This window comes from Chryseobacterium sp. (assembly GCF_029240215.1).
GTDB lineage: Bacteria > Bacteroidota > Bacteroidia > Flavobacteriales > Weeksellaceae > Chryseobacterium.
On the sequence record NZ_JARBTK010000003.1, the window covers coordinates 197,794 to 212,395 of the forward strand.

Sequence of the window (14,602 nt, forward strand, 5' to 3'; positions counted from 1 at the left end):
TACTATTATATGTAATACTTTAAATATTATGTGAATAGATAGATAATTTTCGGGTCTAATTATTCCTATTTATCACATATCAATAAAAATATTTTTTTCATTTTTTTATTGTGTAATTATCACATAAACAAGCATTCTGTCGGTCTCTGATATTGTGCATTTGTTGATAATTTCTCTTTGAGAATAAATAGGGTATTGTGTCGGAATTTTGTGGTCGGTTCCGGAAGATGTTTTTGAATAAATGAGTTTTGAATCAGATGGACAGTTGTTTTGGTTTTTGTTTTGCTTGCTTTGAGAAGTGTTTGTTTTGGGTAACTTATTCTCATTCAGTAACTTGATTTGATATCCGTATAAATTGGATGCTCTCAGTTCATTTCTGTTTTGTTTCTGGCTAGAATAATTATCTTGGTTGGAATGTTTTAAATCTTTTGCAGTTGTAATCGATAGAACCTGGGAAGGAAAAATTCTTATATTGATGCGATTTTGGTCTGCTGATTGTGCAGGTAAGAGTGTCAATAGTCCCAAAAGGAAAAAAAACACAATATACTTGGCGTACATAATAAAATGTATGAATTGGTTAATATAAATGTAGGGCTTTATATTGGTATTTCCCTCATTTCAGATGGTTTTTTTCCTGTATGTTTTTTTACAAAATTGCTAAAATTACCTTCATCGTTGAAACCCAGATCAAAAGCTATTTCAGACATGGTATGATTGGAGAATTTAATTGCTTTTTCGCATTCAATTTTTATTTTTTCAATGATAAGTTGCTTGGCAGATTTACCATATACATATTCTGTCATCTCTGTTAGTCTGCGTACGGAAATTTTCAGTTCTTCTGCATAGTGGGAAACCTTTTTAGCGGTTTTAAAATCTCTTTGAAGTAAAATTCTAAATCTGTTAACGTAGGAAACATATTCCATACGCTCGTCTTTTTCTATGTAATGATTTTCTACGTGGAGGTATGCGTCAAGAATGAGTCCTTCGATAGCATTGTGTGCGGCCGAAATATAAAGGCTTTCATCTTTGCTCTGAAATTTCAGCAGGCGTTCTACCAGAATGATTTGGTGATATTTGTTGTTTCCGAAATAGGGTGCAATGAAAATCTCAGAATCACTGTTGAAAAATACCTGTGAATTTAAAAAGAGGCTGTCTTTTGATGATTTATCGTAAAAACCGGCTGAAAATGCAATCACATAAATATCTTTACCGATTGCATCGATGATTTCAATGTCCTTTTGAGGACCGATGAAAACGGCATTTCCGCCAGTAATTTTGTATATTCTGTTTGAAACGGCCAGATCCAGATCTTGTGCTGTAAGAAAGATGCAAAAATATTCTCGTGTATTAAACTGGCGCTCATAATTATTACGTTTGATAATATCGCTTATTAAATTAATACTGAAGCCTATTTTATGAAGTTGATTTGTTATCTGGTACATTGAGATGTGAAACTTACATTTGTTAATCTCAAAAATAGAATAAAATTTTGACAAATAAGTAAATAATTTATGATTATGTTTTATATTTAATAATTTGTTATTGTGAATTTGTGTTTTTGTTAGTTGTAATGGGCTTTTTGAGTGGATAATGATATTCTTTTATTCTTATAATATATTTTTAAAAGAAGTTTAAACTCTGATATAAGCGTTATATTGCCTAATTGTTTTTCTTATTGTAATGCTTTAAATATGGTGTTTGAGGTGTTTTTTTACTGAAAAGTTTTTTTATTAACTGGAAACCCAATTAATAAAAAGGAATTATAATATTTCATTATGAATTTTTTTATTTGTAATAGTAAATTATTATTGTTGAAAAAAATGTTATTAGTCAAAGAAGAAAAAATTACATTCAATAAAAAATTTGATACTCAATATCTGCATTTTACATAACAATTTGTTAATATAGAATCGAAAGAATTACTTCTGGAAAGATGTAATTTTACTCAATGAAAAAGAAGAAAAAGACGGTAACCAAAGCTCAGCTGGATGAACTTAAACATTTGAGAAATCATTTAACGCCGCAGTTATCAATCGACAATAAAATTAATACGCTTATTCAGATCAGTCAGGTATTGAGAACAATCAATTTGACGAGCACATTCTCGAGCAATATTTCAACCGAATTTACAGGATTAGAAGTTTTTGGAGAGAGATATAATAATTTCCCTAAAATAACTTCTGTGATTGATGATGCTATTGTATATTATGACGAACAGCTAAATTCATTTTCTCAATCTTCTTAAAATATCATTTGAAAACAGCTCTGTTTTTGAATTTCAAAAATATCAGATCAAACCAATGAATTTCATTGGTTTTTTATTTTCTAATGAGTTGATAAAAATCAATCATCGGTCATCTTTTGAATTCACCCGAAAGAGCAGGATACTGCAAATTTCAAAAATGTATACTTTTATAAAAATGAAATGATAGAATAATTTTCCTTAAAGAATGAAAGTTATTGTGATTTTGTGTTTGTCATTTAGAATTCATGAAATCAAGTCATACAGAAATATAAATAGATATGAAATTTCAAAATACATCAAAATTCCTACTGTCTTTATTTATAGTTTTTCTCTTTTCATCAGTTGTGAAAAGTCAGGACAAATTCCCTGATGGTACAACAATCCCAAAATGGTTCAAAGAAAATAAACCGACCGACATCAACAAATTAGGCAAAAAATACATCCTTACAGACAATGGAGTAAAGAACGACAGCACGATTCTTCAAACCAAGCAATTACAGGCAGTGATTGATTTGGCTGCTAAAAATGGTGGAGGTGTTATCATCGTTCCAAAAGGAACATTTCTTATCAGTTCAGTCTTCTTCAAACAGGGAACACATTTGCATTTGGAAAATGGAGCCAAATTAAAAGGAAGCGATGATATCAATGACTTTCCGGTAGTAATCACAAGAATGGAAGGTCAAACCGTAAAATATTTTCCGGCTTTGATCAATGCGGACGGATTGGATGGTTTCACTATTTCAGGAAAAGGAACACTTGACGGAAATGGACTTCGCTTCTGGAAATCATTCTGGAAAAGACGCGAGTGGAATCCTAAATGTACCAATATGGATGAAATGAGACCTAGAATTATCTACGTTTCCAATTCTAAAAACGTTCAGGTGGAAGGAATTACCATTAAAAATTCACCTTTTTGGAGCACTCATTATTATAAAAGTGATTTTGTTAAATTGTTAAATCTGACCATTCTTGCTCCAAAAGAACCTGTAAAAGCACCAAGTACAGATGCTGTTGATATCGATGCGTGTACCAATTTCTTAATTAAAAATTGCTATATGTCAGTGAATGACGACGCGATTGCTTTAAAGGGTGGAAAAGGCCCGAAGTCTGATAAAGACCCGAACAACGGTGAAAACAGAAACATCCTCATCGAAGACAACAGCTTCGGATTTTGCCACAGCGTTTTAACTTGCGGAAGCGAATCAATTCACAATTACAACGTGATTCTAAGAAATTCTAAGGTAAAAGATGCTTCAAGATTATTACATCTGAAAATGCGTCCGGATACTCCTCAACATTACGAATATCTTACCGTAGAAAACATCACAGGAAACGTGAAAACATTCTTGTATGTTAAAGGCTGGAATCAGTTTTTTGATTTAAAAGGCGAAGAAAGACCGAGAAAAGGATTGGCTAATAATATTACTATCAAAAATATAGATTTAAGTTGTGAAACGGCGTTTTCTATTGAAAAATCAGACTTATTTGATTTGAAAGATTTCACATTTGAAAATTTGAAAATAAAAGCTTTAAAGCCTGAAATGCAAAACCTGAGTAACATTCAGAATTTAAAGCAAAAAAATATCAATGTGACTCAGGTCGCTTCTCTCACGCAATCTTACAACAAAAAAGACGATTCCGATACTGCTGCAAAATGAGTTATTTTACCAAAATATTCGTTCTTTTATGCTTTTGCTCACAGTTTCTGCATTCTCAGTCTAAGGAAATTCAATTCCTGAGCGGGACAGATGCTGAGCATACAAAAGAATGGGATTTTTGGATTAACGACGGAAGGAAATCAGGAAGTTGGAGCAAAATTCAGGTTCCTTCTCAATGGGAACAGCAGGGATTTGGCTCGTACAATTACGGAAGAGATTACGTAACCTACGGCAAGAATTTTAAATTTAATGACGAAACAGGTCTGTATAAACACAAATTTTCAGTTCCAAATTCCTGGAAAGGCAAATCAGTCAACATTGTTTTCGAAGGTTCAATGACCGATACCGAAGTGAAAATCAACGGAAAGTTAGCCGGAGAAATTCATCAGGGCGCTTTTTATGAATTTAAATATGATATTTCAGACAAATTAAATTTCGGAAAGGAAAATATTCTTGAGGTCAAAGTTTCAAAAATGTCCGCAGATAAATCTGTGAACAATGCAGAACGTCTCGCTGATTATTGGGTTTTGGGAGGGATTTTCCGCCCTGTTTATTTGGAATCCACTCCAAAAGAAAATATCTCATCAACATCAATTGATGCCAAAGCAGACGGAACTTTCTGTTCCAATATTTATTTAAAAGGAATCAGTTCTGTCAACAATTTAAAAGTCCAAATTTTTGATACTAAAAATAGTCTCGTTGCCGAATCTCAGATTAATATACAAAAAGGAGATACTTTAAAACAAATTAAATTCTCTGTAAATAATCCGAAACTCTGGACAGCCGAAACGCCGAATTTATACAAAGCTAAATTCAGTTTAAATAAAAATAAAAAAAACATCTACGAAACCGAAGAAAAATTCGGTTTCCGAACGATTGAAATTCGAAAAGGCGACGGAATTTACGTCAACGGTACCAAAATAAAAATGAAAGGCATCAACCGTCACGTGTGGTGGCCTGAAACAGGAAGAGCTGTCAACAAAAACATCGATTTAATGGACGTTCAGCTCATCAAGGAAATGAATATGAATGCCGTTCGCTGTGCCCATTATCCACCGAATAAATCGTTTCTTCAGATTTGCGATTCTTTAGGGTTGTATGTTTTGGATGAGCTAGCAGGCTGGCAAAAAAAATACAGTACGGAAGTCGGAAAAAAACTTGTGAAAGAAATGGTTACGAGAGATGCCAATCATCCTTCCATCATTTTTTGGAGCAACGGAAATGAAGGCGGACATAATTTTGATTTGGATGCAGAATTTGCAAAATACGATTTGTCAAACCGTCCGGTGATTCACGCTCATCATAAGCCTGGAAACGCTTTCAATGGCATCGACTGCAATCATTACGAAGATTATTACAGCACCAAAAAAATTCTCGAAGGAGAAAATATTTATATGCCGACCGAGTTTTTACACGCACAAGACGACGGCGGTGGCGGAACTTCTCTCGCCGATTATTGGGAACTGCACTGGAATTCCAAAAAAGGAGCGGGCGGTTTTTTGTGGGCGTTTGTTGATGAAGGTTTGGTGCGAACGGATTTCAATAATCAGATTGATGTCAACGCCATCAACGCTCCCGACGGAGTTTTAGGGCCACATCGTGAAAAAGAAGGCAGTTTTTACGCCATCCGTGAAATTTACAGTCCTGTAAAAATTGATTTTAAAACGTTGCCGACAGATTTTAATGGAACAATTCCTGTTGAAAACCGTTATCATTTTACCAATCTAAATGAATGTCAGTTTGAATGGAAACTGGTCAAATTCAAAACACCATTTTCGTCTGAATCTGGATTTGATGTAATTCAAAAAGAAAAAGCAGAGTCTCCAAATATCAAACCAACGGAAAAGGGAAATATTAATGTAAATCTTCCTCAAAACTGGAAAGAAAGTGAAGGTTTGTTGTTAACTGCAAAAGACAAATTCGGTAAAGAAATTTATACCTGGACTTGGAAAATCAAATCTAATGATGAAATTTCAAAACAGTTTTCGAAATCATTAATCAAAGAATTTTCGGTTACTGTTGTAGAAAATGATTCATTATTTATCTTAAAATCAGATGAAAAAGAATTTTCATTTTGGAAAAAAGACGGATTATTAAAGTCAGTTATTTTAGATAAAAAAGGCAAAAAAATGACCTTTCGAAACGGACCGATTTTCGTGAATGGAAAAACGGAATTGTCTTCAATTAAATCTTTATCAGAAGGAAAAAATCAAATCATCGAAGTTTCCTACAAAGACGGAAAAAAAGCAGTTTGGAAACTGAATCCGAACGGAATTTTAGAATTGAATTATGAATATTCGCTTTCCGGAGATTATCAGTTTGCAGGCGTAAGTTTTGACTATCCTGAAAATTATGTCATCAGCGCAAAATGGTTAGGGAAAGGCCCATATCACGTTTGGAAAAACCGAACTCAGGGACAAACTTACAACGTCTGGCAGAACCTTAAAAACTCAACCCGAACAGGTTTTTCACCTTGGATTTATCCTGAATTTAAAGGCTATTTTGATGATATTTCGTGGTTGCAACTGAATACAGCGGAAGGAAAAATCACCGTTGGAACAAAAGAAGAAAAAATGTTCGTCAGACTTTTTGATTTCTATGGAATTTATGGTACGGAAGGATATCCGAAACTGCCTACAGGAAATATTTCTTTCCTCGATGCAATTCCACCACTGGGAACTGTTTTAGCATTTAATATTAATAATGATACTTCGACTTTAGGTCCTGAAAGTGAACCGAATCATTTGAATGGGACCTTCAAAAGAACATTGTATTTCTATTTTGGTCTGCCGGATTTGGGTGATGAAAATAAGCAGTTTACAATGCCAAAAGAAAATATTTTAACAGATTAAAATGCAGAACTGGATAAAATTTTTGACGCTTTTCTTAAGTTCGTTTTTGTTTGCTCAACAGACGACTTTCAAGTTTGATTTTGGCACAGACAGAACCGAAAACGGATTTATTCCCATCACGTCAACATCGAAATTTGATAAGAAAATCGGCTACGGATTTATGGATATTTCCGGTTTAAAATCTGTCGATAACGGAGGAAATGCTTTGACAGGAGATTTTATTACGAGTGACAAACCTTTCTATTTTTCAGTCGCAATTCCTGAAGGAAATTATAATATTACAATAAATCTTGGCGATTCTAAAGGAGCATCTGAAACGACAGTTCGTGTAGAAAACCGCCGTCTGATGCTGAATGATATCAAAACAAAACAAGGTGAAATTGTTGAAAAACAAATTTCAGTTCACGTAAAAGACAGTATCATCCGAAATCAAAATGGCGAAAAAATCGGAATTATAAAATTAAAACCAAGAGAAACTAAATATTTACATTGGGACAACTTATTGACGATTGAATTCAATGACAAAACTCCAAAAGTTTCTTCGGTAGTCATTCAACCGAACCCAACAGCTAAAACCATTTATATCACTGGAGATTCAACGGTTGTAGATGCGCAGTACGAACCTTGGGCGTCGTGGGGACAGATGTTTCCGTATTTTTTCGTTCCGAATGAAGTTGTGATTGCCAATTACGCTGAAAGCGGAGAAACATTGAAAGCCTTTGAAGACCGTCACCGAATCGATAAAATCTGGAATAAAATAAACCCCGGAGATTATCTGTTCATCCAGTTTGGACACAACGACCAAAAAGCTGGAAACAGCATTAAATCTGGTTACAAAAAAAGGTTAAAAGAATGGATTGGCAAGGCAAAACAATTGGGCGCAATTCCGGTTTTGGTAACTTCGATGAATCGTAGAGTTTTTGATGAAAGTAATAAAATCGTCAATACTTTAGATGATTTTCCTGATGCAATGCGGGAAATTGCGAAAGAAGAAAATGTATATTTAATCGATTTAAATGCAATGAGTGAGACCTTGTTCGAAGCGATGGGACCAGAAAATTCTAAGAAAGCATTTGTTTATTATCCGGCAAACAGTTATCCAAATCAACCAACAGTTTTAGCAGATGATACACATTTCAATACCTACGGTGCTTACGAATTGGCGAAATGTGTGGTTAAATCTATCGTTGACCAAAATTTACCTTTAAAAAAATATATTTCGAAAAATTATAAGACTTTTAACCCAAATAAACCTGATGATATTGATAGATTCCATTGGCCAGAAAGTATCTTTATGGAAAGTTTGAAGCCTGATGGAAATTAAAAAAATAAGAAATGAATATTCAATCTATCATAAAATTAAGTTTAATCTGTTTTGCTTTCGGAAATCTTTCCGCACAAAATACGTGGCCAAAAATCACCGAGACCGCAAAACCCTGGACACGTTGGTGGTGGATGGGAAGCGCTGTCAACGAAAAAGGATTAGACAAACAACTGACAACTTTAAATAAAGCAGGTTTCGGAGGCGTGGAAATCGTTCCGATTTATGGCGCAAAAGGTTTTGAAAAACAATACCTCAATTACCTTTCTCCGGAATGGATGAAAATGCTTCAACTCACTACTTACAAAGCAAAAAACCTGAATATGGGCGTCGATATGTCGGTTGGAACAGGCTGGCCAATCGGTGGACCGCAAGTTAATGAACAGGATGCTGCTACGAAAATGATTGTTCAGACTTACACGATTTCAGCAGGCGAGAATTTTTCAGATAAAATTATTTTGAAAGATGAAAAACAGAAGAATTTAAAAATCATAAAACTCGATATTGTCACAGCTTACAATGAAAAAAATGAAGCGGTAGTTTTAACAGATAAAGTCAGTAGCGATGGAAGTTTAGACTGGAAACCGAAGTCTGGAAAATGGACAATCTATGCAGTTTTTGTAGGTAAAACTTTGCAAAAAGTAAAACGTGCCGCTCCGGGCGGAGAAGGCTATACTTTAGACCATTTTTCAAACACAGCAACGGCTGATTATTTTAAAACTTTCGATAAAGCTTTTGGAAATTCAAACTATGGAATTCGTTCATTTTTTAATGATAGTTACGAGGTTTACAATGCAGACTGGACGCCTGATTTTAAAAATGAATTTAAGAAGAGACGAGGGTATGATTTAAGTCCATACATCAAATATTTGGTGAATGATGAAGAAGATAATGAAACGACAGGCAGAATAAAATCCGATTATCGCGAAACGATGAGCGAACTGATTTTGAATAACTTCACCGATAATTTCACGAAATGGGCACATTCCAAAAATTCTAAAAATACGAATCAGGCTCACGGTTCGCCAGGAAATTTACTGGATTTATACGCAGCAGTCGATATTCCGGAATCGGAAACTTTCGGAAGTACAAAATTTGATATTCAGGGTTTGAGAAGAAATCTGGAAGACATCAATACGAAGGAAGTTCCCGACATCAATATGCTGAAGTTTGCCTCTTCGGCAGCAAATGTGACAGGTAAAAAATTAACTTCAAACGAGACTTTTACCTGGCTGACCGAACATTTCAAAACATCCTGGTCGCAGGCAAAACCCGAAGTGGAACAGGTGTTTTTATCGGGAATCAACCACGTTTTTTATCACGGAACGACTTACACACCGGCCGAGGTTCCGTTTCCAGGGTGGTTGTTTTATGCGTCGGTGAATTTCGTTCCCGAAAACAGTTTATGGCCGCATTTGAAAGGATTAAATTCTTACATCGAGCGTACGCAATCTGTCCTGCAAAGCGGAGAATCGGATAACGAATTGCTGATGTACTGGCCGATTTACGACCAATGGGCGAGTCCGAAAGGGAAGGATGTGACGTTCAAAGTTCATAACGTGGAAAAATGGTTACAGCCAACTCCGATGTATGAAAATCTGAATAAACTCAATAAAATGGGTTATTCTCTCGATATGATTTCGGATAAAATGATTGGCGAATCGAAGTCGGAAAATCAGAAAATTCAGGTGTCGAAGGAAGGTTCTGAGTATCAGGTTTTAATTATTCCTGAACTCACTTATTTGCCGGAATCTACTTTAAAAAATATTTTGAATTTGGCTCAAAACGGAGCTTCAATTATTTTTCAAAACGAGCCGAAAGATATTCCCGGAAATTTTGAAGTGGAGAAAAGAAGAACGCAGTTGAAATCTTTATGGAATCAAATTCCGTTTCAAAGCCAATCTGAAAATGTGAAAACTGCCAACTTCGGAAGAGGTAAAATTGTCTTAAGTTCTGACGTTGCGAAAGCTTTAGAATATTTAAAAATTGAGAGAGAAAAATTAACGGACACCGGATTGAAATTTGTGAGAAGACAGTTTGACGGCGGAAAATATTATTACATCGTCAATCATACTTTCAAGGAAATCAATCAAAATATTCCGCTGAATTTTGTCGGAAAACAAGTCACTTTGATGAATCCTGAAAATGGGGATTATGGAATTGCTCAAACACAGAATAATTCAATAAGAGTTCAGCTGAAATCTGGAGAATCGTTAATTGTTAAAACTTCTGAAAATGCAGACAATTCAATTCCAAAATGGAATTACACTGAAAAAACGGACGTACCGATTGTTTTAAATCAACCTTGGCAACTGACTTTCAAAGAAGGCGGCCCCGAACTTCCGAAAGCGAAAAATTTGAAGAAACTGGAACCTTGGACAAACTTTACAGAAGATCCTGCCACACAGAGTTTTTCCGGAACAGGCGTTTATACAACGACTTTAAATTTAAAAAAGAAAAATGCAGACGACTATCTTTTAAAATTGGACAAACTTTACGAAAGTGCAAAAGTGATTGTCAACGGTCAGGAAGCCGGAATTGTCTGGAGCATTCCATTCGAAATCAACATCGGAAAATTTTTAAAGAGAGGTAAAAATACCATCCAAATCGAAGTCTGCAACCTGATGGCGAACAGAATCCGTTATATGGATCAAAATAAAATCCAGTGGCGAAATTACCACGAAATAAATTTTGTGAATATTAACTACAAGCCTTTTGATGCATCTAATTGGAAAGTTCAGCCTTCCGGTCTGGACGGCGAAATTCAGTTAATTCCAATTCATTATTCAAAATAAAAATATGACAAAAAATATTGTAAAAACATTCGCATTAGGAACTTTGCTGACCTTCAGTTTTTCCAATGCTCAGCAGAAACCGAAAGTCGTTTTGGACAACTTTTTCAACAACGAAAAAAAGGAGAACAAAGAAACCAAAGTCCTTGAATCGTGGCATTACACGTGGAACGACACCAGCAACGGAGGTTTTTCTTTGTTGGGAGAAATATTTACAAAACAAGGTGCAGAAATCAGTATGCTGACAACTGCTCCCACCAAAAAAGATTTGAAAAACGCCAATATTTACATCATCGTAGATGCTGATATTGACAAAGAAGCGTACGGCGGAAAGGCAAATCTTATTGACCCGACAAGTATTAAAAACCTGACAGAGTGGGTGAAAAAAGGTGGCGTTTTGGTGTTGATGAGCAACGACAACGGCAATTCTGAGTTCGAACATTTCAACAAACTTGCGGGAGAATTTGGAATTCATTTCAATGATGACAGCTACAACCGAGTTCAAAAAAGAGAATTTGAGCAGGGAAAAGTAATGGTTCCTTTCGGAAATGAAGTGTTTTCTGAGCAAAAATTATATATGAAAGAGGTAAGTTCCATCAATGTGAAATCTCCTGCCAAAGCCATTTTAACGGCAGAAGGTAAGAATATCGGAGCCATTGTAAAATTCGGCAAGGGTACCGTTTTCGCATTGGGCGACCCGTGGTGTTATAATGAATATATCGACGGTAAAAAACTTCCGGCAGATTTCACCAATTATCAGGGAACTGAAGAATGGGTAAAGTGGTTGTTGAAGCAGACTTCTAAAAAATAATTACAGAAGTGCAATCGGTTGAATTGGTTTCGTGGAAATTTTTTGGGCAGCTTTATCCGCCCTCCGTTCCCGCTTTTTTGCCTCCGCTTTGCTCCGGCAAAAAGAGCTCCACTCAGGTCGGGCTGCAAGAGATTCACCGCAAAAATCCTTATCAAGATTTCAAACCCTGACAAGAATTAACGAGTAGGCTTTAGCCCGTTTATGAATCAAGTTAGAAAATTTGCTTTAGCCAAACTCATAAAATCAAAACAGAATTATGAAAGTCAAATATATCTTCGTTGCATCAACCATTTTTCTTTCGCAAGCAATCTTTGCCCAAAGACAAATGGAGTATCTGAAAAGAGGAATCGTTGCCATACCTGCAGAGTCAGGCGTTTTTGTGAGTTGGCGTTTGCTGGGAACAGAAGCTCAAAATACTCATTTTGATTTATACCGAACTGAAAATAATTCAACTAAAAAGTTGAATGAAAAACCACTTTCAAACGAAACCAATTTTTTAGATAAAACAGTCGACAAAACAAAAAATTACACCTATTTCGTAAAATCAAACACGCAACATCAGGATGTTGACCAAGATTTTGCAAAATATACTGCTAATCAAAAACCTTATTTTTCAATTCCGTTAAAAACGCCTCAAGGTTACACGCCAAATGACGCTTCAGTTGCTGATTTGGACGGAGATGGCGAATATGAAATCATCCTTCATCAAACCGGAAGGTCAAAAGACAACAGCCAAAAAGGAATGACAGACCCGCCAATTATTCAGGCTTATAAAATGAATGGAAAGCTTTTGTGGGAAATCAATTTAGGTAAAAACATCAGAGAAGGAGCGCATTACACACAGTTTTTAGTATATGATTTAGACCAGGACGGTAAAGCGGAAATTGTAATGAAAACTGCCGACGGAAGCAAAGACGGAAAAGGAAAGTTCATTGGTGACCCGACAAAAGATTACGTCAACGAAAACGGAATGATTCTTTCCGGACCGGAATTTTTAACGGTTTTTAACGGAGAAACGGGTGAGGAAATTAATACAGTAAATTATCAGGTCCCAAGATTTGCAGGGAGTTTAAACCCGACCAATGATCAAATGACTGAAACCTGGGGCGATGCAAAGGGCAACCGTATAGATAGATTTTTGGGAGCAGTCGCTTATTTGGACGGCAAAACGCCAAGTGTAATTATGTCGAGAGGTTATTACACCAGAATGGCGATTGCAGCCTGGGATTATAAAGATAAGAAACTGAGTTTGCGATGGCTTTTTGATACAGAAAGTTCGGAAGAAAACAAAAAATATAGAGGTCAGGGAAATCATAATCTGAGTATTGCAGATGTCGACAATGATGGAAAAGATGAAATCATCTTCGGTGCAATGACCGTCGATGATGACGGAAAAGTTTTGAACAGCACAGGTTATGGTCACGGAGATGCTTTGCACGTAGGCGATCTCGATCCTTCAAATCCCGGATTGGAAATTTTTGATATTCAGGAAAGGTTTGATGATGCAGGAGCACATTTCAGAGACGGGAAAACCGGAAAAGTTTTATGGAAATTACCATCTTTAGAATACAGCTCAAAAAGTAAATTTCAGGGACCGGGAAGAGGATTATCTTTAAATATTGATCCACGCTACGATGGTTCTGAATGTTGGGCTGCAGGAGCAGGAGTGAAAGGACTTTACGATGCGAAAGGAAAGAAAATCAGTGAGAAAAATCCTTCTGCCAATATGGGAATCTATTGGGATGGTGATTTTTTAAGCGAAATTTTGGACGGAACTAACGTCTCAAAATGGGATTGGAAAAAAGGAAAATCAAACGTCATTTTTGATTCTAAAAATTATCAGTGTGAATCTAATAACGGGACGAAGAAAAATCCGTCTTTAGTTGCAGACCTATTCGGAGATTGGCGTGAAGAAGTGATGTACAGAACAGCCGATAATCAGGAATTGAGAATTTTTTCTACGACAATTCCAACCCAGCACAGATTGTACACTTTGATGCAAAATCCACAATATCGTTTGAGTATTGTCTGGCAAAATGTAGGTTATAATCAGCCTCCCCATACCGATTATTATTTGGATGAATCAGTGAAAGAAATTCCAAAACCAAATATTTATACCATAACTCCCAAAAATTAAATCTTTTATGAAAATCAAGATTATTATTCCGCTTGTTCTGTTGGTTGTATTTTTAGGAGTTTCATTTCAAAAACTACAAGATAAACCTGTTCTTTATATTATCGGCGATTCCACAGTGCAAAATGGTTCTGGTAAAGGCTCTGATTCTCTTTGGGGATGGGGAAGTTTTATGAATTTATATTTGAATACAGATAAAATTGAAATTCAAAATCACGCAAAAGGTGGCAGAAGCAGCAGAACTTTTTTGACGGAAGGTCGTTGGGATTCTATTATGAAAACGATTAAAAAAGGAGATTATGTTTTAATGCAGTTTGGTCATAATGACGGTGGTGAACTGGCAGATACATTACGGGCGAGAGGAACAATCAAAGGTATCGGAGAAGAGTCGAAAGCTATTTACAATCCGATCCGTAAAGTGAACGAAACTGTTTATACTTACGGTTACTATATGAGAAAATATGCAAATGAGGCGAAATCTAAAGGTGCAATTCCGATCATTGTTTCACCAGTTCCAAGAAATAAATTTAATCCAGAAGGAAAAATTGAAAAAGATCAGTACGGAATTTGGTCAGAGGAAGTAGCAAAACAAACCGGAGCTTATTTCATTGATTTAAATGATATGGTTATCACAAAATACCAGGAAATGGGATCTGAAAAAGTAAAAGCTTTTTTCCCGAAAGATCATACCCATACCAATAAAGCTGGAGCGATGTTAAATGCAGAATTGGTAATAAAAGGCATCAAAAAACTAAAAGGTAGCGAACTAAAAAAATATATAAAATAAAA

Annotated in this window: 10 protein-coding genes; 8 read left to right on the forward strand and 2 right to left on the reverse strand. The window is 35.5% G+C overall.

The window, feature by feature from the left end:
- Positions 1 to 105: 105 nt before the first annotated feature.
- The gene (locus K0R77_RS08165; RefSeq protein WP_300350944.1) at positions 106 to 558 is read right to left on the reverse strand and encodes a hypothetical protein; all 453 of its coding nucleotides are present in this window, start codon (positions 556 to 558) and stop codon (positions 106 to 108) included.
- A 38-nt stretch (positions 559 to 596) separates the two neighbouring features.
- Entirely contained in the window at positions 597 to 1,442 is an 846-nt protein-coding gene (locus K0R77_RS08170; protein WP_300350947.1) for an AraC family transcriptional regulator, read from the reverse strand.
- A 506-nt stretch (positions 1,443 to 1,948) separates the two neighbouring features.
- Between K0R77_RS08170 and K0R77_RS08175 the strand changes: the two genes are divergently transcribed.
- From K0R77_RS08175 to K0R77_RS08210, 8 genes are all read left to right on the forward strand, one after another.
- Entirely contained in the window at positions 1,949 to 2,245 is a 297-nt protein-coding gene (locus K0R77_RS08175; protein WP_300350949.1) for a hypothetical protein, read from the forward strand.
- 278 nt (positions 2,246 to 2,523) lie between these two features.
- A complete protein-coding gene (locus K0R77_RS08180; protein WP_300350952.1) occupies positions 2,524 to 3,903 on the forward strand; it encodes a glycosyl hydrolase family 28 protein in 1,380 nt (459 codons plus the stop codon).
- Entirely contained in the window at positions 3,900 to 6,755 is a 2,856-nt protein-coding gene (locus K0R77_RS08185) for a glycoside hydrolase family 2 TIM barrel-domain containing protein (RefSeq protein ID WP_300350954.1), read from the forward strand. The genes K0R77_RS08180 and K0R77_RS08185 overlap by 4 nt, the downstream gene beginning before the upstream one ends.
- Position 6,756: 1 nt before the next feature.
- The gene (locus tag K0R77_RS08190; protein WP_300350957.1) at positions 6,757 to 8,079 is read left to right on the forward strand and encodes a rhamnogalacturonan acetylesterase; all 1,323 of its coding nucleotides are present in this window, start codon (positions 6,757 to 6,759) and stop codon (positions 8,077 to 8,079) included.
- 11 nt (positions 8,080 to 8,090) lie between these two features.
- Positions 8,091 to 10,871, forward strand: a complete 2,781-nt coding sequence (locus tag K0R77_RS08195) for a glycosyl hydrolase (protein ID WP_300350959.1) — start codon at positions 8,091 to 8,093, stop codon at positions 10,869 to 10,871.
- Between the two features lie 4 nt (positions 10,872 to 10,875).
- Entirely contained in the window at positions 10,876 to 11,679 is an 804-nt protein-coding gene (locus tag K0R77_RS08200; protein ID WP_300350961.1) for a lacto-N-biose phosphorylase central domain-containing protein, read from the forward strand.
- A gap of 256 nt (positions 11,680 to 11,935) precedes the next feature.
- The gene (locus K0R77_RS08205; protein ID WP_300350963.1) at positions 11,936 to 13,816 is read left to right on the forward strand and encodes a rhamnogalacturonan lyase; all 1,881 of its coding nucleotides are present in this window, start codon (positions 11,936 to 11,938) and stop codon (positions 13,814 to 13,816) included.
- Between the two features lie 7 nt (positions 13,817 to 13,823).
- Complete coding sequence (locus K0R77_RS08210) at positions 13,824 to 14,600, forward strand: rhamnogalacturonan acetylesterase (RefSeq protein WP_300350965.1); 777 nt, start codon at positions 13,824 to 13,826, stop codon at positions 14,598 to 14,600.
- The last annotated feature ends 2 nt before the right edge of the window (positions 14,601 to 14,602 follow it).